Raw genomic sequence first — 20,134 nt, 5'->3', positions numbered from 1 at the left:
GAACTACCGCCGCCCCCGCGCGTCCAGCCCGCCACCCGCTTCAGCCTGCGGTGTGCGCCAGCGCCCGGCGGCGCAGCCGGCGCGCTTCGGCACGCCGCGCCCGCCACGCCTTGAAGCGCGCGCCGAGGCAGGAAAACACCACGTAGATCGCCGGTGTGGAGAGCAGCGTAAGGCTTTGCGAAATGATCAGGCCGCCGATCAGCGCGATGCCGAGCGGCCGCCGCAACTCGCTGCCCTCGCCCAGCCCGATCGCCAGCGGCAACGCGGCAAGGATCGCCACCATGGTGGTCATCATGATCGGACGGAAGCGCACCAGGCAGGCCTGGTGCGCCGCCTCGCGCGGCGGCAGGCCGTGCTCGCGCTCGGCCACCAGCGCAAAGTCGATCATCATGATCGCGTTCTTTTTCACGATGCCGATCAGGAGCACCAGCGCGATCTGCGCAATCACCGACAGCTCGGTGTTGGTCAGCCACAGTGCCAGCAGTGCGCCGACGCCTGCGGCCGGCAGGGTGGACAGGATGGTGACCGGGTGGATCAGGTTTTCGTACAGCATGCCCAGCACGATGTAGACGGTGACGACCGCCCCCAACACCAGCCAGAACATGCCCCCCTGCATTTCGCGAAAGCGGCGGAAATCCCCGCCAACGTCGAGCTTGATGTCGCCCGGCATGCGCATGCCGCTGGCCGCGCGCTGCACGATCATCATCGCCTGCCCCATCGACACCCCCGGCGCGAGGTTGAAGCTGAGATCCATCGTGGTCATCTGGTTGCGGTGCGTGATCGAGCTGGGCGCGAGGCCCGGCACCTGTTTCGCGATGGCGGTGAGCGGCACCATCTTGCCGCTCGACGATGGCACGTAGAGCCGGTCGATCGACGCCGGCGTCGCGGTCTGGTCGGGCAACGCGTTCACCACCACCGCATACTGGTTGACGTCCGAGTAAATGGTGGACACCTGGCGCTGCCCGAACGCGTCGTACAACGCGCCGTCGATCGCGCCCATCGACACCCCGAGGCGTGCGGCGGTGGCGCGGTCAACCACGATGTTCTGACGCAGGCCACCCTGGTCCACATCGCTGCCCACGTCCTGCAGCATCGGGTTTTTCTTGAGCTCGGCCACCAGCTTGGGCAGCCACTCCTGCAACTGGGCCAGGCTGCTGCCCTGCAGGCCGATCTGGTATTGCGCGCCCTGGCTGGTGCCGCCGCCGCTCGCGCTAGGCAGATCCTGCAGCGGGCGCAGGCGCAAATTGAGGTCGGGGTATTTCGCGGCCTTCGCGGTCAGCCGATCGAGTACCGCGAAGGTGTCGTCCTTGCGGCCCTGCGCGCGGGTCTTCAGGTCGATGTTGAACGAGCCGCTCGCGCCTTGCCGGCTGCTGCCCAAACGGGTGCCGACGCTGGCCACGTCGGGGTCGGCCATCAGCATGTGGGTGAGCCGCTGCATGCGCTGCTCGCTCTGCGCAAACGACACCGTGGCGCTGGACGTCGCGCGACCCCAGATGAGCCCGGTGTCCTGCGGCGGAAACAGGCCGCTCTTGACCACGCCGAACAGGAACCAGGTCAGCCCGATCAGCACCAGCGGCGTCAGCGCAAACGCCAGCGTGTGGCGCAGCGCAAAGTCCAGCGCGCGCTCGTACACCGCCAGCAGGCGCGCATGCATGGCTTCCAGCGCGCGACCCAGGCGCGACTCGCCGGCCTCGTCGTGCGCCGGCCCGCGCAGAAACACGCCGCACAGCGCCGGCGTAAGCGTGAGCGACACCAGCGCCGACATCACGATGGCGGCCACCAGGGTGACCGCAAAATCGTGCATGAACATGCCGGTGTAACCACCCGCAAACAGCAGCGGGATGAACACCGCGATCAGCGAGGCAGTGATCGAGACGATGGTGAAGCCGATCTCCCGCGCGCCGGCAAGCGTCGCCTGCATCCGGCTCATGCCCGCCTCGATGTGGCGGATGATGTTCTCGATCACCACGATCGCGTCGTCGACCACGAAGCCGATGGCAATCACCAGCGCCAGCAGCGTCAGGTTGTTCAACGTGTAATCGAGGATGTACATCACCACGAACGCACCGGCGAGCGACAGCGGCACCGTGATTGCCGCAATCAGCGTGGCGGCCAGCCGGCGCAGGAACAGCGCCATGGTGAGGATCACCATCGCCAGCGAAATCAGCAGCGTCGCCTGCACCTCGTGCAACGAAGCGCGGATAGTGGGCGTGCCGTCGAAGAACGGCGTCATCGTGGTGCCCGGCGGCAGGTAGCCGTGCAGGATCGGCAGCTCGGCGCGCACGCGGTCGACGGTGGCGATCACGTTCGCGTCGGCCTTCTTGTACACGTACATGAGGATGCCCGGCTTGCCGCCGAACCATGCCGCCTGATAGGCATCCTGCGCACCGTTGTAGACGTGCGCCACGTCGGAGAGCCGCACCGGCGTGCCGTTCTTCATCGCGATCACGAGCTGCGCGAATTCATCCGCAGTGTGCAGTTGCGAGGTGGCGCTGATCGCCATCGTGGTGCGGCCGTTGGACAGGAAGCCCTGCGGCGAAGTGACGTTGGCGGCGCTGAGCGCATTGCGCAGCTGGTCGGGTGAGAGACCCATCGCGTTCAGCGCCCGCAGGTTCACATCCACCCGGATCGCCGGCGTCGACGCGCCGGCAATATCCACCGAGGAGACCCCGGGCAACTGGCGCAGGCGCTGCGCCAGCAAGGTGTCGGCGGTGTTGTACAGGTCGGCCGACGCCTGGGTGGACGAGGACAAGGCAATCGCAATCACCGGATCGTCGTTGGGGTTGGCCTTCTGGTAGTTCGGCGTGCCGTTCAGCCCGGGCGGCAAATCAGGAATCGCCGCGTTGATCGCCGCCTGCACGTCGCGCGCGGCGGAGTCCAGGTTCACGCCGGGGTTGAACATCATGAAGACGAACGTTCGGCCCTCGGAGCTGTGCGAGTTCATCATCTGGATGCCGGGCACCTGCCCCAGATGACGCTCCAGCGGCGCAGCTACGGTGGACGCCATCGTCGTCGCATCCGCGCCCGCCTCGCTGGCCTGCACGAAAATCGCCGGAAACTGCATGTTCGGCAGCGCAGCGACGCCGAGCAGCAGATAGCAGATCACGCCGGCCGCGAACACGCCCATCGCCAGCAGCGAAGTGCCGATCGGGCGTCGGATGAAGGTGCTGGAAAGGTTCATGCGCGGACGCTCCGGATGCGCCGCGTGCCGTCGCCGGCAACGGATGGACGCAGCATGCGGTATTCAACGTCCACGCCGCGAAACGGTTGAACCGCCGGCGGCAACGCCGTGCCCTGCGCGGCCACCGGCTTCACCGCGCCGCATCCGCCTGTGCATGCGCCAGCGCGCGTCGCTCGTGGCGCATGCGCAGCCAATCCTGGAAGCGCTCCATGTACAGGTAGATCACCGGCGTGGTGTACAGCGTGATGAGCTGCGAGAGCAGCAGGCCGCCGACGATGGACACGCCGAGCGGCCGGCGCAACTCGGCGCCGATGCCGGTGCCGAGCGCCAGCGGCAACGCGCCGAGCATCGCTGCCGCGGTGGTCATCATGATCGGCCGGAAACGCAGGAGGCAGGCGCGGTGGATCGCGTCGCGCGCATTCATGCCGGTACGCTGCGCCTCGATCGCGAAGTCGATCATCATGATCGCGTTCTTCTTGACGATGCCGATCAACAGCACGATGCCGACGATGCCGTCCACCGAGAGATCCATGCCGAACAGGATCAGCGCCAGCAGCGCGCCGACGCCGGCCGGCGGCAGCGTGGAGAGGATCGTCAGCGGGTGGATGTAGCTCTCGTAGAGTACGCCCAGCACGATGTAGATCACGATCACCGCGGCGAGCAGCAGCAGCACTTCGTCGCCAATGGAGTTGGAGAACTCCGCCGCCTTGCCGATGAACTGCCCGCGCAGCTGCGGCGGAAACGCGAGCTGCGCCTCGACCTGGTTGAACGCGCGCACGGCATCGGAGAGCGAATACCCCGGCGCCACGTTGAACGAGATCGTCACCGCCGGCAGTTGCTGCTGGTGGCTGACCACCAGCGGCGCGTTGGTGACCTTGGCGCTCACCAGCGAGGAGAGCGGAATCGTGCCGCCGCCGCCGAGCGTGAAGCCGACGTTGCCCTGGTTGCCGATGCCCGACGGCGTTGCGGAGTTGCTGGACTTGAGCTGGCCAAAACGGGTGGCGGTACTGCCCACCAGCGCGCCGTTGCCGTTGCCGCGCACGGTGAGCTGGTCGAGCAGCGCGGTGGTGGTGCGGAACTGCGGCGCCACCTCCAGCACCACGCGGTACTGGTTGAGCTGGGTGAAGATGGTGGAGATCTGGCGCTGGCCAAAGGCGTCGTACAAGGTGTCGTCGATGGTTTGCACCGGCACGCCGAGGCGGCTGGCCTTCTCGCGGTCGATCGTGAGTTTCAGCGCATTGCCCTGGTCGGCGAGGTTGCTGCTCACCTCGGCCAGCTCGTGCCGCTGGCGCAGCGCGCTGACCATCTGCTGCGAATACTTTGCCAGCTCGTCGGTGTTGGTGTCCGCCAACGCATACTGGTATTCGGTGGCGGACACCGTGGTATCGAGCGTCACGTCCTGCACCGGCTTCAAAAACAGCGCCACACCAGGGATGCCGGCCACGGCGTGCCGCAGGCGCGGCAGGATCTCGTCCAGCCCGTCGCGCTTGCCGCGGTCCTTGAGCACGATCGAGAGCTGGCCCTGGTTGAGCGTGGGGTTGATCGTACCGGCACCGATGAAGGCGGCCACGCCGGCCACCGCCGGGTCCTTGCGCAAGGCCTCGGCCACCGCCTTGGTGCGCGCCTCCATCGCCGGAAACGCCACGTTCTGGTCGGCCATCACCACGCCGGTGATCATGCCGGTGTCCTGCTCGGGCAACAGGCCCTTGGGGATCACGATGTAGAGGAACACGGTGAACGCCACTGTCGCCCCGGCCACCAGCATCGTCAGCCGCTGGTGATCGAGCACCCAGTTGAGCGAGCGCTCGTAGAGCAGCACCGTGCGCGACCACACGGTGCGCTTGCCGGCGGCAAGCTGACGCTCGTGCGAATCGCCGCCTTCGGGCAGTTCATCCGGTTTCAGCAGGTAGGCGCACATCATCGGCGTCAGCGTCAACGACACCAGCATCGAGATCGCGACCGCGATGGTGAGCACCCACGCAAACTCGTGGAACAGCCGCCCGGTGACGCCGGGCATCAACAGCAGCGGCAGGAACACCGCAATCAGGGACACCGTCAAGGACACCACGGTGAAGCCGATCTCTTTCGCGCCAAGCTCGGCCGCCTCCTTGCCGCTCTTGCCCTGCTCGATGTAGCGCACGATGTTCTCGATCATCACGATCGCATCGTCGACCACGAAGCCGGTGGCCACGGTGAGCGCCATCAGCGAGAGGTTGTCCAGCGACATGCTGGTGAAGCTCATCACCCCGAACGTGCCCAGCAGCGACAACGGCACCGCCACCGACGGGATCACCGTGGCCCACAACCGGCGCAGGAACACGAAGATCACCGCGACCACCAGGAAGACGGTCAACAGCAGCGTGAACTCCACGTCCACGACCGAAGCGCGGATGGTGATGGTGCGGTCGGCAAACACGTCCAGGTGCACGTCGGCCGGCAGCACGCTGCGCAGCTCGGGCAGGATCGCGCGGATCTGCTTGACCGTCTCCACGATGTTGGCGCCCGGCTGGCGGCGGATGTCGAGCAGCACCGCGGGCTTGCCGTTCGACCACGCGGCCAGCTGGTCGTTCTCCACGCCATCGACCACGTGCGCCACATCGGCCAGCCGCACCGGCGCGCTGTTCTTGTAGCTGATGATGGTGTTCTTGTACTCGGCGGCATCGGCAAGCTGGTCGTTGGTGCCGATCGAGTAGCTTTGCGTCTTGCCGTTGAGCGTGCCCTTGGGCGCGTTGACGTTGGCCTGGGTGAGCGCGCTGCGCACGTCCTCCAGCGTCAGCCCGAGGTTGGAGAGCTGCGCGGGGTTGACCTGGATGCGCACCGCCGGCCGCACGTTGCCGGCAATCGACACCAGCCCCACGCCCGGCACCTGCGAGAGCTTTTGCGCAAGGATGGAGTCGGCAAAGTTGTTGACGTCGCGCAGCGGCCGGCTGTCCGACTGCAGCGACAGGGTGAGGATCGGCGCATCGGCCGGGTTCACGCGGTTGTACACCGGCGGGTACGGCAGCGCATTGGGCAGCCGCGCCTGGTTGATCGCCGACTGCACGTCCTGCGCGGCAACGTCGATGTCGCGGTTCATCGCAAACTGCAAAATGATGGTGGACAGCCCGGCCGAGGAATCCGAGCTCATCATCGTGAGCCCGGAGATCTGCCCGAGCTGGCGCTCCAGCGGCGTGGTGACCAGCACCGCCATGGTGCTGGCGCTGGCGCCGGGGTACTGGGTGGTCACCACCAGGCTCGGCGCCTCGATCTCCGGCAACGCCGACACCGGCAACTGGCGGTAGCCCAGGATGCCGAGCAGCAGGATCGCCACCATCAGCAGCGAGGTGGCAATCGGTCGGCGAATGAAAAGTCCGGAAAATCCCATGGGTGTCCGTCTTGCGGTCGGGGTGGCGGCTGGCGTGCCGGAAGTTGGCCGGGGCGCGGGGCGGGGCCGGCCGCCGCGCGGCGACCGGCGTCAAAACTCAGCGACGGCCGCGGGAACCGCCTCCCTTGTTCTGCTTGGCCTTCTCCAGCTCGGCGGCCGTCGGCGCCGCCGGCACTTCGCCCGGCTTGAGCGCCTTGACCTTGCTGCCGGGCTTCAGGCGGAACTGGCCTTCGGTCACCACCTTGTCGCCTTCCTTGAGGCCGGTGCCGATCATCACGTGGCTGTCGCCAACCTCTCCGGCCACCACCACGGGCTGCATCTTGACCGTGTCGTCGCCCTGCACCAGGTACACGTAATCGCCATCCGGACCGCGCTGCACTGCCTGCGCCGGCACCACCAGCGCGCCATTGTCGGTGCGCACCTTGAGCTGCACGTTGACGAACTGGCCGGGCCACAACTCGCCCTTCAGATTCGGGAACTCGGACTTCAGGCGGAACGTGCCGGTGGTGGTGTCGATCTGGTTGTCGATCACCTTGAGCACGCCGCCGGCCGCGACCGGGTGGGCATCCACGCGATCCAGCGCGGTGACCTCGAGCGGCGCCTTCATCTGCGCGGCGCGCACCATGTCGAGGTTCTGTTCGGGCAGCGCAAACATGACGTTGATCGGGTGCAGCTGGGTCAACGTGACCAGCGTCGAGCTGGTGGTGACCACGTTGCCGGGATCGACGCCGCGGATGCCGGCCATGCCATCGATCGGCGACAGCACCTTGGTGTAGTTGAGCTGCACCTGCGCGTCGCGGATCGCGGCGAGGTCGGAGGCGACCGCCGCCTTGTACTGCGCGACGGTGTTGCGCAAGGTGTCCAGATCCTGCTTGGAGATGAAGCCCTTCGGCGCCAGGTTCACGCTGCGCGCGAGATTGCTCTGCGCGGTGGCGAGTTGCGCTGCGTCCTGGCTTTTGCGCGCCACCGCCTGGTCGTAGGTGGCCTGGTAGGTACGCGGATCGATCTGCGCCAGCACCTGGCCCTTCTTCACCGACTGGCCTTCGGCAAAGCCCAGGCTCAAGAGCTCGCCGCCCACCTGCGGGTTGACCGCGATGGTGTTGAGCGCCTGCACCGTGCCCAAAGCGGTCAGGTACACCGGCACGTTCTCGCGCACCACCGGCACCACGGTCACCGGCACCGGCGCGTTGTCCTTGCCACCGGGTCCGCCCTGGCCAGAGCCGCTCGGCTTGTGCAGCAACCGCACCGCAACGATGACCAGCACGATCACCGCGACGATGACGAGCGCGATTTTCCAGAAACGCGACATGCAGAAACTCCTGGTCAGGACGGGGTGCCTGCGGCAGGTGCCGCCAGTGGCCTGCTTCGACACCGTCACCAGTCGCGGGTTCGCGAAAACCTGCGGCGGTGGGGGATATGGGTGCCAAGCATAGGTGCATAGGAACGCCAGCGAACAATGCCAGTTGACATGGGTAAGGCATGACCGACGGCAGGGGGCAAGCGCGCTGGAACGCCGCGACCGATGGCGTCATCCTGAAAACTTGCGCCGGGCTTGTCCTATACTCCGCAGCTTGTGCCTGTCCGGCGCGCATCCCCGTGATGCGCCCGTGCGGCCGTACAACGCGGCGCCGGCCGCTGCAGGGGCAGCCCGGACGTTTCAACGACCTGGAGAGACTCTCGTGACGAGATCCATGAACGACAGCGATCGGGTATTTGTGCGCCAGTTCGCCCGGTTGATCGGCGGCTTGGTCGTACTGACCGTGGTGCTGGTCTCCATCGCGATGACTGTGCACAACCATGTGCCAGCCGAGCACGATCCCAACTCGCAAGCCACGATCAACGCCCGCATCGCGCCGATCAGCGCGGTGTACGCCGGCGACACCGGCCGCGCCGCAATGCAGGCTGCCGCTGATGCCGCAGCCAAGGCTGCATCTTCGCAAGTCGCCTACGGCGGCAGCACCGACGGCAAGACAATCTTCGACAACCTGTGCACCAGCTGCCATACCGCCGGCGTGGCCGGCGCGCCGAAGTTCGGCGACAAGGGCGCCTGGGCACCGCGCATCGCCCAGGGCATGGCCACCTTGTTCAAGCACGCCACCGACGGCTACCACGGCCCGGACGGCAACTTCATGCCGCCCAAGGGCGGCAACCCGGCGCTCTCCGAGGCGCAGGTGCAGGCGGCCGTGAACTACATGGTGGATCACTCGAAGTAAGCCACGCTGACTTCCGCTTGCCAACAAAAACGCCGCCTGCTGGGCGGCGTTTTTGTTGGACTCGGTGAGCCGAGATTCGGAATTCGTGATACGGGATTGGGAAGAGCGCGCGGTGGCAAGCAACGCGACTCCTGTGGGTCGGGATTCATCCCGCCGGGCTGTTGGCGGCACGGTTACGATTCACTGGTCGGCGCCAGTGATTGACGCCGCAGACGCCAAGCGAACGCCCGTGACCATCCCGCCAACAGCCTGTCGGGCCGCAGAAGCCCGACCCACAACGGAGAAGGGTCCCGGTGCGCACACGACAACGCCGCCCGCAGGCGGCGTTGTCGGGCCGGGCCCGGAGCCCGGATCAATTGCGCGATTGCAGCTTCGAGAGCAAACGCAGCATTTCCAGGTACAGCCACACCAGCGTCACCGTGAGCGCGAAGGCGCCGTACCACTCCATGTACTTCGGCGCACCGGCGCCGACGCCCTGCTCGATCATGTCGAAATCGAGGATGAGGTTGAGCGCCGCGATCACCACCACCGCCAGGCTGAACACAATGCCGATGGTGCTGCTGCCGTTGATGAACCCGAACGAGTGACCGAAGAAGCCGGCAACGAAGCTGGCGAGGTACAGGATCATGATGCCGCCGGTGGCCGCGACCACGCCGAGCTTGAACTTGTCGGTGGCGCGGATCAGTCCGCTGCGGTAGGCCAAGAGCATCGCCGCCATGGTGCCGAAGGTGAGCCCCACGGCCTGCATCACGATGCCCGGGTAGCGCATCTCGAAAATGGCCGACAGCGCGCCGATGAACACGCCTTCGCACAGCGCGTAGAGCGGCGCGGTCACCGGTGCCCAGGTTTTCTTGAACACCGTGACCATGGCCAGCACAAAACCGATCAGCGCCCCGCCGAGCACCAGCGGACCGACCGCCGGCAGGCTCGCCGGGCCGGTGAACTGGCTCCAGCTGAACATCGCACCGACAACGACGAGCAGCAGCATCAGGCCGGTCTTGTTGACCGTGCCATTCAACGTCATTGCCTGGTCGTTGCGGCTGAACACGGTGCCGCTGGCGGCATCGAGGAAAATGTTCTTGTTGAGGGTGGGGTTGCCGCTTTGCATGTCGAACTCCGTCAAGTCTGCTGCCATCGTAGGGGCGCGGGTGCCAGAAACCAAGCGCACGCGGCCCCGCCCCTTGCGCCTCCGCCACCACGCGGTTTGCCGCGTCGCACCGCCTGCACGGCCGCGGTGCGAGGATGGCGCCATCGAATCAGAGGAAAGACCACAACCATGGCCCAGCAGTTCCACCTTGGCGACCACGTGCGCTGGAACTCGGAGGCCGGCTACGTCACCGGCCACATCGTCCGCGTGCATACGGAAGACACCTTGTACAAGGGCCATCCGCGCCACTGTACGCCGGCCGATCCGCAATACGAGATCAAGAGCGACAAGACCGACCACGTTGCCATGCACAAGGGCGCGGCGCTGATGAAGATCGCCTGAGCCGTGAACGCCACCGATCCACAGACGGTGTGGACCATCGGGCACTCGACCCGCACGCTGGATGAGTTCCTGGCCCTGCTCGCCGTGCACCGCATCGAGGCCATCGCCGACGTGCGCCATTTCCCCGGTTCGCGCCATGTGCCGCAGTTTGCCCGCGAAAACTTCGAGCCCAGTCTCGTCGCGCACGGCTTTGGTTATGCGTGGTTCGAGGACGTGGGCGGCCGGCGCCCCGTGCACAGGGACTCGCCAAACACCGCGTGGCGCAACGCCTCGTTCCGCGGCTACGCCGACTACATGGCGACGCCGCAGTTCGTTGCCGGCTTTGCCGCGCTGCTGGCCTACGCCAGACGCCAGCGGACCGCGATCATGTGCGCCGAGGCGGTGTGGTGGCGCTGCCACCGCTCGATGCTGGCCGACGCGATGAAAGTGCGCGGCATCGAGGTGATCCACATCCTCGACGCCAAACATACCAAGCTGCACCCGTACACCTCGGCGGCGCACGTCGAAAACGGCGTGCTGAGCTACGCCGGCCCGCAGGCGACCTTGCTGTAGCCGCTCAGCGCGGCGGGTTCTGGTAGGTGCCGATGGCCAGCTGCAGCATGATCTTCATCTCCTCGCGCAGTGGCAGCGGCGCGACGATCTCGGCATCCGGCCCGTACTTCAGCACGTCCATCAACAGCTCTTTGGAGTTGGAATACGGCAGCTTCAGCTCGTAGCGGCCATCCGCCAACCACTCGCCCTTTTGCTGCGAGTGCCAGTGCTCGTCGGCGACCCAGCGTGCGGCGTGGGCGGAAAACCTTATCGTGGCCCAGGCCTTGGGCGCGCCGGCAAAAATGCCGTAGCTCGACGCCAGCATCTGGTCCAGCTCGGCGTCGGGCACGTCACGCGCCGGGGTTTCCAGCGCCTGCGCGTCCGCAATGCGATCCACCGCAAAACTGCGCAGCGCCTCGCGGTCGTGGTCCCACACGTCGAGGTACCAGTTGTCGCGGTAATGCGTGAGCCGCTGCGGCGACACCAGCCGCCGGCTGTCGGCGTCGGTGGTGCGCGCACGGTAGCGGAACCGCAGTTGCCGGCGTTCGAGCACCGCGCCAGCCACCACCCGGAACGCCTGCTGGTCGAGCCGGCGCGAGCCCCACGGAATGACGCGGATGCGCTCGATCGGCAGTGCTTTGCCGCTGCCGTGGTCGGACAGCAGGTTTTCGATGCGCGAACGGAACGGCGCCAGCGCACCGGCCAGCACGCCGGGACCGTTGCGGCCGATCAGCTCGTTCAGCGCGAGCAATGCCGCCAGCTCGTCGGAAGTCAGCCACAGCCCCGGCAGCTCGAAGCGCTCGCCCTCGGCCTGTTCGTAGCGCCACGCCGCGTGCTCGCCGGCCACGCTTTCGATTGGCGCTCCCAGGGCATCGCGCAGAAAACCGATGTCGCGGTACAGCGTGGCGCGCGAGCATTCCAGCTCGTCCGTCAGCACCGGCAGCGTCATTGCATAGCGCGCGGATTTCAGCAAACGATGCAGGGTGAGTATGCGTTCGTAACGATCCATGGCGCGCTCGCGATGAGGGTCGCCGTGTAGCATGGAGAGCCGCATGGCCGTCCGCAAGCCCGCCGCAGCCGATCCACCGCCATGCTTCGCCATCGCCTGGATGCCCCGATGCCATCTGCTCCGCCCCGCCTTGAAGCCGCCAACGATGCCACGGCGCCGAACCACGCGCCGCCGGGCGCTGCCTGCTTGCCAGTGTTGGCACTCAGTGGATACGGCATCTGGGCGCTGCTCGGTCTGTCGCTGCTGCTGGGCATGAGCCCGCAAACGCGCAACGGCATGCTTGCGCCACTGGCGTTGGGCGCCGTGCTGGTTGGCATCGCGCCGCTCGCTGCCGGGTTGCGCTTGCCCGGATTCACCCGGTGGCGCGGCTGGCAGCCGGGCAACGGCAACTGGCCCACCCGCTCGGCGCTGATCGCGTTGGCTACCTGGCTGCCGATGCTGGCGGTGGTTGGGCTCACGCACGGCGACCACCGTTTCTGGATCACCCGCCTGGCCGGCACCGTGCTGGCCGTGTGCAGCCTGCTCAGCGTGCTCGCCGCCACCCACGATGACCGCGCCGGCCTGGGGCCCGCGTTGCAGCGGGCCACTGCGCTGCTGCCCACCTGCCGGATCACCGCGGCAGCCTTCACCGGCGGCCTGTGGCTGTGGCTGTCCGCGCTGGTGCAGGCACTGCCGGACCACACGCATGGCTGGGCGCTGCCGCTGCTGATACTCGCGCTTGGCCTGGGCCTGCTCGAAAGCGGCCTGTGGCAGGCGCTGCACGAGTTCGAGACGTCGGCCTGCCCGGCGCGGCGCCAACGCACCGCCGCGCGGGTCGGCGCCACGCTGCTGGCCTACGTGTTGCCGTGTGCCGCGCTGCTGCTCGCCGACACCGGGCTCGCCCTGGTCGCGGCCGCCATCGCGATACCCGGCTGCGTCGCCGGCCGCATGCTTGACCGGCACCTGTACGCGAACGCCTTGCTCGACGCGCGCGTCGGCGTGGCAGCCTGAGGCCAGGTGCCGGTCTGCGCACCTGCGGCACCCGCCGACACGCGCCTTTCTACGGTTTCGAAGCGGCGACATTCATCATCAATTCAACGCACTGCGCTAGGGTGTGTGGTTGATTACATCTGCTTAACAAACACGGACTTCCTCCCCATGCACAAGACTCTGATGGCCGCCGCCCTGCTGGCGGCATGCGTCAGCTTTGGCGCGCAGGCGCAAAGCACGGATGCCAGCGACGCCGGCAACAACGGCGGCTGGACCGGTTCCGGCGAATTCGGTTTCGCCTCGGCCACCGGCAACACGCGCTCGCAAAACGCCAATGCCAAGCTCAACCTGAACTTCGAAAACGAGCACTGGAAAAACAACGCCTTCCTCGACGGCCTGCGCACCAAGGCACAGCAGAAAGTACTCGAGCCGAACGGCACCACGATCAGGACCTACAACAGCACCGCCAACCGGTACGACGCCGGGGCCTCGGTGGGCTACAAGCTCGACCCGCGCAGCTACATCGTCGGCGCCGCGCGTTACGAGCACGACGAGTTCGGCGCCAACCTGTGGCAAGGGGTGGTCTCGCTCGGCTACGGCTACATCGCGCTGAAAGACGCCCGCAACGAGCTGTCGTTCGAAATCGGCCCCGGCTACAAGAAGTATCGCCCGGCCGACCTCACCGTGGTCACCGCCGGCGTCAGCACCAAGGTGCGCCAGCCCACCGAACATGAGGTGGTGGCCCGCGGCCTGGTCAACTACAAGTACCGCCTGACCGACAACACCGCGTTCGAGAACACGTTCCTAACCGAATCAGGTTCCAAGAACACCTACATCCAGAACGACGCCGGCATTGCCGTCAGCATGACGCGCAAGCTCGCGCTGAAGGTGGGTTTCGAGGTGCGCCACAACAGCGACGTGGTGCCGGGCCTCAAGCGCACCGACACGCTGACCACGACCAACCTCGTGTACAACCTCTGACCCATCGCGTGGCGATGTCGGTTTCGACGGCTCCGCGATCGCGGGGCCGTTTTTTTACGGGGTGCCGAGGAACGCCGCCGCGCCCTGATCAAACAAGGCCTGCGCCACCGCTTTGCCCAGCGCATCGCCATCGCCGCCCTCCGCCTGCGCCCGCAGCAGCTTGCCGCTGGACGCATCGCCCACCAGGGCGCGCAAATGCAGCCCGGTGGCCGTGCTGGTGCACCACGCCGCCACCGGCACCGTGCAACTGCCGCCCAAAGCCAGGTTCAACGCACGCTCCGCACCTACTTCGCGCTGCGTGCGGGCGTCGTTCAACCCGGCCAGCAGGGCTTGCACCTCGGGGTGATCCGCGCGCGATTCGATCGCGATGGCCGCCTGCCCTGGCGCCGGCAACCACGCCGGCGCCGCGAGGCGACTGCGGATATGCGCGCCAAGCCCGAGGCGCTCCAGCCCCGCGCAGGCCAGCACGATGGCGTCGTACTGCCCGGCGGCGAGTTTCGCCAGACGGGTACCGACGTTGCCGCGCAAATCGAGCAACTCGACGTCCGGCCGCGCGGCGCGGAGCTGCGCCTGCCGACGCAACGACGAGGTGCCTACCTTCGCGCCCTGCGGCAGCGCGGCCAGATCGGCATAGCGCGTGCTGACAAACGCATCGGCGGCATCCGCGCGCGGCAGGATCGCCGGCAGCGCGAAATGCGCTTCGAGCTGCGCCGGCACGTCCTTCAGCGAATGCACCGCCAGGTCGGCGCGGCCGTCCAGCATCGCCACCTCGAGCTCCTTCAGGAACAGCCCCTTGCCGCCGATCGTCGCCAGCGGCTGATCGAGGATTTCGTCGCCCTTGGTCGACAGCGGCACCAGCTCCACCACCAGCTTCGGATGTGCCGCGCGCAAGAGGCCGGCGACATGCTCCGCCTGCCACAAGGCAAGCGCACTTTTGCGGGTGGCGATACGAAGGGTGGCGATGGACATGGCGATCAATGCGGGGAACAGACTGCACAGTATCGCGCAGCACGGCGCGGCAAGGCCGGGAACACCCTCAATACGGCGGACGCGAACATCACCCGGCATGGCGTGCGGCGGCACTGGAAAAGCGACACCGGTCAGTAGTGATACCGCAGCTGTGCGATGAAAACCGCATCGCCGCCGGCTTTGTAAACGATGCGGTGTTCGTCGTTGAGGCGGCGCGACCAGTAACCGGACAGCGCGTGTTTGAACGGCTCCGGCTTTCCGGTGCCCGCATGCGGCATGCGCGCGATCTCCTTGACGAGATCGTTGACCCGCGCCATTTCACCCCACCCGCAGCAGCTTGCGCAGTTCGGGCAGGTTGCGGCGGCTCACTTCGGGGCAAAAGTCGGTGCCGACGAGGCGGGCGACGACGCGGCCGTCGGGCTGGGCCTTGAGCCCGAGCAGGCGGGCCGAAGGCACCAGGCAGTTGCGGTGCAGACGGATGAGCTGGCCGGGGCAGGCTTCCTCGAGCTGGCGCAGGGAATCGTCGATCAACAGCTCGCCACCGGTGTGGCGCACGCTGACGTATTTCTCTTCCGCAACCAGGCAGATGACGTCGTCCAGCGCCACCCGCACCTGCTCGCCGCGCATGCGGGCGTAGAGCCATACGGTCGGCACCGACGGGGTTTCGGCAAGGCGCTTGCGGGCACGTTGCAGCGCTTCGCGCAGGCGTTCGAGGCGCACCGGCTTCAAGAGGTAATCGACCGCGTCGAGCTCGAACGCACGCAGCGCATGGTTTTCGTAGGCGGTGCAGAACACGATCTGCGGACGCGCCTGGCCGGCAAGGCGCTGCGCGAGATCGAGGCCATCCAGCCCGGGCATGTTGATGTCGAGCAGCAGCACGTCCGGCGCCGCCGTGGCCAGTGCGGCCAGTGCGGCTTCGCCATCGCCGACGCTGCCGGCGAGTTCGGCATCGGCGCACTCGCGCAATAGCGCGGCAAGGCGCATGCGGGCCAAGGGTTCGTCGTCGGCGATCAGCACGCGCAGGCTCATGGCCGCGCCTCGGTGAGCGGCAAGGTCAGGGTCACCACGTAGCGGTCGCCGCGCGCACCGGCGCGCAGCTGCGCGCGTGGGCCGTAGCGAAATGCGACGCGTCGGCGCACGTTGTCCAGCCCGTGGCCGTTGCCGGCGCGGGCTGGCGTGGACGGCAGCGGGTTGGTGATCTCGATCACCAGATGATCCCCCGTGCAGGCTCCGCGCAAGGCCACGGTGCCGCCCTCGCGCAGCGGCTGCACGCCGTGGTGCACGGCGTTTTCCACCAGCGGTTGCAGCAGCAGCCGTGGCAGCGGGAACGTCGCCGGCAGCGCCTCGACATCGCGTTCCACGCGCAGCCGTTCGCCCAGCCGCAGCTGTTCGATGGCCAGGTAGCGGTCGAGCAGCGCCAGCTCCTCGCCCAGCGTGCCATCGCCCTGCTTGTCGGCGCCGAGCGCTGCACGAAACAGCTCGGCGAGATCCTCCACCGTGCGTTCGGCCGCCACCGGATCGAGCGGAATCAGCGCGGCCACGGTGTTCATGCTGTTGAACAGGAAATGCGGGCGGATGCGCGCCTGCAACGCTTCGACCTGCGCGCGGCTCACCGCGGCCAGGCGCAAACGCCACTGCGCGGCGACATAGAAATAGCGCAGCAGTGCCGCGCCAAGCAGTGCGGCGATCAGCACATTGTCACGCACGAACACCATCCGGCTGCCCGCCAGCAAACCCATGTGCAGCGCCGCGTCAAACCCGTGCGCCACCCAGCTCGCGATGCCCACGATCGGCATCAACAGCGCCCACGCGGCGAGGTACGACCAATGCCCCGGCAGCCGCTGCAAGTACGGGCGCAGCAGGCACAGCGCGACGTCGATCAGCAGCGCCAGCCACGCCACGAACAAAATGCCCACGCTGTAGCCCGACAGGTCGTGATGGTTGCCAGCAGCCAGCCACACGACAGTGGCCGTCAGCGCCCCGGTAACCAGCAGCGTGAACAGCACCGGCAGGCTGCAGAAGTCGGGCAGCGGGCTGGGTTCGTCAGGCGGGCGGAACAAGGGCATGAGGTGGGGAGCCGAGATTCGGGATGGGAGATTCGGGATACGGGAAAGCTGGCCTCGGTGGGTGTCAGGATCCTTGCAAGCGCGATCAGCCCGCCAGGCGCGGCGTGAGCCACGCGCGCAGGTCGGCGATTTCCTCGACGCAGACAGCGTGGGCCATGGGGTAGACGTGGGCGTCGACCTTGTACCCCAGGTGCTCGAGCTGTTCGCGGCTGGCGGTGGCGCGTGGCGGCACCACCACCGGGTCGAAACTGCCGTGGCCCTGGAAGATCGGCACCGCGGCGTTGGCCTGGCTGCGCTCGGTGGCGAGCGCAGCGGCGAGTGGCAGGTAGGTGGACAACGCGACGATGCCGGCCAGCGGGTACGCATGGCGCAGGCCAGCGGAAAGCGCGATGGCGCCGCCTTGCGAGAACCCGGCCAGGACGATGCGCTCGTCGGCCACGCCTCGCGCGTTCTCGCGGGCGATCAGGGCTTCGACGCTGGCCATCGACTCGCGGATGCCGGCCTCGTCCTGCCGCGCATTGAGGTCGAACGCAACGATGTCGTACCACGCGCGCATCGGCAGCCCGCCGTTCACCGTGACCGGGCGCACCGGCGCATGCGGAAACACGAAGCGGATCGCCGGCCAGTCGTGCGCAATCAGGGTCGGCACCAGCGGCACGAAATCATGGCCATCGGCGCCCAGGCCGTGCAGCCAGATGATGCTGTGGCGCGGGTTGGCACCGATTTCGCGTTCGATGGTTTCGGGCAAGGTGGACATGGCGGGATTCGCGGGAAGAGGCGCCCCAGTGTCGTCGATGCGTCGGCCGGGTGCCAACGGCGCTGGCCGAAAACGGCTACGCCGCTTCCAGATCCTCGTAGGCCTCGGGCCGAAACCGCGGGGTGCACAGCGCGTGGAACACCAGGTCGCCCGCACCGGTGTTGCGGATGCGCTGGCGGCAACCGGCGGGGATCAGCACCACGTCGCCCGGCCCGACCGCCTGCGGCGCCAGCATGCCGACCTCCACCGCGCCCTGCCCGGCAATGAGCACGTAACGCTCGTCGGTGGCGTGCAGACGGTGCCAGCGGGTAACCACGCCCGGCGCCACCCGCGCCAGCGCCACCGACAGGCCGGGGTCGGCTTCCGAATTGGACAGCTCGGTGATGTGGCAGCGCTCGGCGGTGGCAAATTCGTGCCGCTCGGCGGCCAACAACCCCCCGGGCGAGGCGAGTGGCGCACTCACGGCAGCCCGAGCTCGTGCGCAAAGAACGTCAGCATCAGCGCGGTATTGCCGACGCGCTGCGAAAACGGCGCGCCGAAACCGTGGCCGGCGTGCATGCGGGTCAACAGCAACACCGGCTGGCCTGACGTGCTGGCCGCCTGCAGCGCAGCGGCGAACTTGCGCGATTGCCACGGCGCCACGCGCGGGTCGTTGACGCCGGTGGTGAGCAGCACGGCCGGGTAGGCGGTGTGCGGGGTGACATTCTGCAGCGGCGAATACGCCAGCGTGGCCTTGAACTGCGCGGCATCGGCGATGCTGCCGTACTCGGGCACGTTGTAGGCACCGTTGGCGAACACCGTCTCGTGGCGCAGCATGTCGTAGATGCCGACCATGCCCACCACCGCGCGGTAATCGCCGGGGTGCTGCACGATCTGGGTGCCCATCAGGAGCCCGCCGTTGCTGCCGCCCAGCGCGCCGAGATGCGCGCGGTCGGTCCAGCGCCGGGCGATGAGCGCGAGCGCCGCGGCGTGGAAATCGTCGAACACGTGCTGCTTGGCGAGCTTCTGCCCCTGCGCGTGCCATGCCTCGCCGTCCTCGTTGCCGCCGCGAAGATTGGCGAATGCCAACACGCCGCCGCGTTCCAGCCACGCCAGCTCGGCACCGATGAAGTGTGGCGCCACCGGAATGTCGAAGCCGCCGTAACCGTACAGGATGGTCGGCCGCGCGCCGTCCGGCGTGACGCCCTTCATCGCCAGCACGGTGACCGGAACCCGCGTGCCGTCCTTCGACGTGGCGTCGATGCGCGAGACTTCCACCTTGGCGTAATCAGCCGCGGACTTCACCTCGAACACGGTCGAGAGCTTGCCGCTTGCGGCGTCGTACTCCACCCAGCGACCCGGCAGCGTCCAGCCGGCATACGGGATCAGCGCCAGCGCCTGCCCGGCCTCGCCGGCGATCGCGCCAATGCCGATGCCGTGCGCCGGCAACGGCAGGCGGCGCACCAACTTGCCGGCATGGTCGTACTGCTCGGCCCACCAGTCCGGGCCCCAACTGCGTACCACGAGGAATCCGTCGGCGATCGGTGCCACCTGCTGCAAGGCCCCGGCGCGGTCGGCGACCAGCGGCGCGACCTTGCCGTCGACGCTCACTGCCAGGAGTTTGCCGCGCGGCGCGTGCTCGAAACTCGCCACCACGAGGCGATCGCCGACCCAATCGGCAAACCGCACGTTCGCCGCGTCATCCAGCACCCGGTTCCACTTGCCATCACTGCGCAGCCACACCTGCGCCGGGCCGCCATCGCCCACGTTCGCCAGCACGGCGAGCTGCTTCGCACCGGGCGAAGGCAGCAGGCGGTACTCGGCGACTTTCGAGAAATCCTTGCCGAACACCACCGTGTCGCTGGCCGCCGGCGCACCGAGCGCGTGGTGCACCAGCGCCGCGTGGAACTGCACCACTTCCTCGCCTTTGGACGGAGGCGGCAAGCGCACGTAGGTGAAGCCTTTTTCGTCGGCATCCCATGCCAGCCCCTGCGGCGTGGTGCCGCCGCCGGCCCACGGCAGCGCGTCGGCCAGCGTCTTGCCGCTTGCCACGTCGAGCACATGGATCGTGGTCAGCTCACTGCCGCCTTCGGCCGTGCCATAGGCGAGGTAGCGGCCACTGGGCGAAGGCCAGTACGCGGTGATCGCGGTGTTGCCGCCGGCGGCGTTCAAATCCACCAGCACCCGCGGCGTGCCGTTCGGCCAGGTTTGCGCCATGAGTTGCGGCTGCGGCGCCGGCGGGGTTTCCTGCAGATAGAACAAGGTGCCGCCGGCCAACTGCGGGCTGCTGCGGGTGGTGGAGGTGATCGCCAGTTGCTGCACACGCGCCGTCAGCGCTTGGCCGTCCGGCATCGCACCCAGCACCTTTTCGGTATACGCGTTTTGCGCGGCGATCCACGTTTCCACCGCCGGGTCGCCGGCGTTCTCCAGCCAGCGATACGGGTCGTTCACGGTCACGCCGTGGAACACGCTCGACGCAGCATGCAGCGGCGTCGGCGGTGGCGATTGGCGCGCCGCAACGGCCGGCGGTGTGCAAGCGATCAGTGCCAGCAGGGGGAGATAACGGGCAAGCGACATGGGCGGGCGGCAACCAACAGGTGGGGCTTCGAGGGTAGCCATGGCCGGC

At 67.7% G+C, this 20,134-nt stretch carries 17 protein-coding genes; 5 read left to right on the top strand and 12 right to left on the bottom strand.

Going from position 1 to position 20,134, the window contains the following annotated elements; translation table 11 throughout:
* Positions 1–40: 40 nt before the first annotated feature.
* The 3 genes from AC3WP6_RS02055 to AC3WP6_RS02045 all read right to left on the bottom strand — a co-directional run bounded on the left by AC3WP6_RS02055 (position 41) and on the right by AC3WP6_RS02045 (position 7,854).
* A complete protein-coding gene (locus AC3WP6_RS02055) occupies positions 41–3,181 on the bottom strand; it encodes an efflux RND transporter permease subunit (protein ID WP_492626131.1) in 3,141 nt (1,046 codons plus the stop codon).
* A 130-nt stretch (positions 3,182–3,311) separates the two neighbouring features.
* Entirely contained in the window at positions 3,312–6,545 is a 3,234-nt protein-coding gene (locus tag AC3WP6_RS02050; protein WP_492626130.1) for an efflux RND transporter permease subunit, read from the bottom strand.
* A 97-nt stretch (positions 6,546–6,642) separates the two neighbouring features.
* Complete coding sequence (locus AC3WP6_RS02045) at positions 6,643–7,854, bottom strand: efflux RND transporter periplasmic adaptor subunit (protein WP_492626129.1); 1,212 nt, start codon at positions 7,852–7,854, stop codon at positions 6,643–6,645.
* A gap of 382 nt (positions 7,855–8,236) precedes the next feature.
* Between AC3WP6_RS02045 and AC3WP6_RS02040 the strand changes: the two genes are divergently transcribed.
* Positions 8,237–8,758: a c-type cytochrome gene (locus AC3WP6_RS02040; protein WP_492626128.1), complete on the top strand. Its 522-nt coding sequence runs from the start codon at positions 8,237–8,239 to the stop codon at positions 8,756–8,758.
* 352 nt (positions 8,759–9,110) lie between these two features.
* Here AC3WP6_RS02040 and AC3WP6_RS02035 read toward each other — a convergent pair whose 3' ends face one another.
* Complete coding sequence (locus AC3WP6_RS02035; RefSeq protein ID WP_492626127.1) at positions 9,111–9,866, bottom strand: Bax inhibitor-1/YccA family protein; 756 nt, start codon at positions 9,864–9,866, stop codon at positions 9,111–9,113.
* Between the two features lie 168 nt (positions 9,867–10,034).
* On the opposite strand from AC3WP6_RS02035, the gene AC3WP6_RS02030 reads away from it, so the two are divergent.
* A complete protein-coding gene (locus AC3WP6_RS02030; protein ID WP_492626126.1) occupies positions 10,035–10,247 on the top strand; it encodes a hypervirulence associated TUDOR domain-containing protein in 213 nt (70 codons plus the stop codon).
* Between the two features lie 3 nt (positions 10,248–10,250).
* Positions 10,251–10,799 (top strand): DUF488 domain-containing protein, encoded by a 549-nt coding sequence (locus AC3WP6_RS02025; protein WP_492626125.1) that lies wholly within the window; start codon positions 10,251–10,253, stop codon positions 10,797–10,799.
* A gap of 4 nt (positions 10,800–10,803) precedes the next feature.
* On the opposite strand, the gene AC3WP6_RS02020 is transcribed toward AC3WP6_RS02025, so the two are convergent.
* A complete protein-coding gene (locus AC3WP6_RS02020; RefSeq protein WP_492626124.1) occupies positions 10,804–11,787 on the bottom strand; it encodes a helix-turn-helix transcriptional regulator in 984 nt (327 codons plus the stop codon).
* A 108-nt stretch (positions 11,788–11,895) separates the two neighbouring features.
* Here AC3WP6_RS02020 and AC3WP6_RS02015 point away from each other — a divergent pair, with 108 nt between their 5' ends.
* Positions 11,896–12,777 (top strand): hypothetical protein, encoded by an 882-nt coding sequence (locus AC3WP6_RS02015; protein WP_492626123.1) that lies wholly within the window; start codon positions 11,896–11,898, stop codon positions 12,775–12,777.
* 147 nt (positions 12,778–12,924) lie between these two features.
* Entirely contained in the window at positions 12,925–13,737 is an 813-nt protein-coding gene (locus AC3WP6_RS02010; protein WP_492626122.1) for a DUF481 domain-containing protein, read from the top strand.
* Between the two features lie 54 nt (positions 13,738–13,791).
* Here the strand turns inward: AC3WP6_RS02010 and hemC are convergent, their stop codons facing one another.
* From hemC to AC3WP6_RS01975, 7 genes are all read right to left on the bottom strand, one after another.
* A complete protein-coding gene (hemC, locus tag AC3WP6_RS02005; protein WP_492628624.1) occupies positions 13,792–14,700 on the bottom strand; it encodes a hydroxymethylbilane synthase in 909 nt (302 codons plus the stop codon).
* A 137-nt stretch (positions 14,701–14,837) separates the two neighbouring features.
* A complete protein-coding gene (locus tag AC3WP6_RS02000; RefSeq protein ID WP_492626121.1) occupies positions 14,838–15,023 on the bottom strand; it encodes a Txe/YoeB family addiction module toxin in 186 nt (61 codons plus the stop codon).
* A gap of 1 nt (position 15,024) precedes the next feature.
* On the bottom strand, positions 15,025–15,729 hold the full coding sequence (locus AC3WP6_RS01995; RefSeq protein ID WP_492628623.1) for a LytR/AlgR family response regulator transcription factor: 705 nt from the start codon (positions 15,727–15,729) through the stop codon (positions 15,025–15,027).
* A gap of 2 nt (positions 15,730–15,731) precedes the next feature.
* The gene (locus tag AC3WP6_RS01990) at positions 15,732–16,772 is read right to left on the bottom strand and encodes a sensor histidine kinase (RefSeq protein WP_492626120.1); all 1,041 of its coding nucleotides are present in this window, start codon (positions 16,770–16,772) and stop codon (positions 15,732–15,734) included.
* An 85-nt stretch (positions 16,773–16,857) separates the two neighbouring features.
* On the bottom strand, positions 16,858–17,529 hold the full coding sequence (locus AC3WP6_RS01985; protein WP_492626119.1) for an alpha/beta hydrolase: 672 nt from the start codon (positions 17,527–17,529) through the stop codon (positions 16,858–16,860).
* A gap of 76 nt (positions 17,530–17,605) precedes the next feature.
* Entirely contained in the window at positions 17,606–17,992 is a 387-nt protein-coding gene (locus tag AC3WP6_RS01980; RefSeq protein ID WP_492626118.1) for a cupin domain-containing protein, read from the bottom strand.
* A complete protein-coding gene (locus AC3WP6_RS01975) occupies positions 17,989–20,085 on the bottom strand; it encodes a prolyl oligopeptidase family serine peptidase (RefSeq protein ID WP_492626117.1) in 2,097 nt (698 codons plus the stop codon). Before AC3WP6_RS01975 ends, AC3WP6_RS01980 begins: the two co-directional genes overlap by 4 nt.
* Positions 20,086–20,134: the final 49 nt, after the last annotated feature.

The organism is Rhodanobacter sp. FW106-HT46G03 (assembly GCF_058789895.1).
The sequence above is the reverse complement of the archived record's forward strand: the minus strand, read 5'-3'. Positions and strand labels throughout refer to the sequence as shown.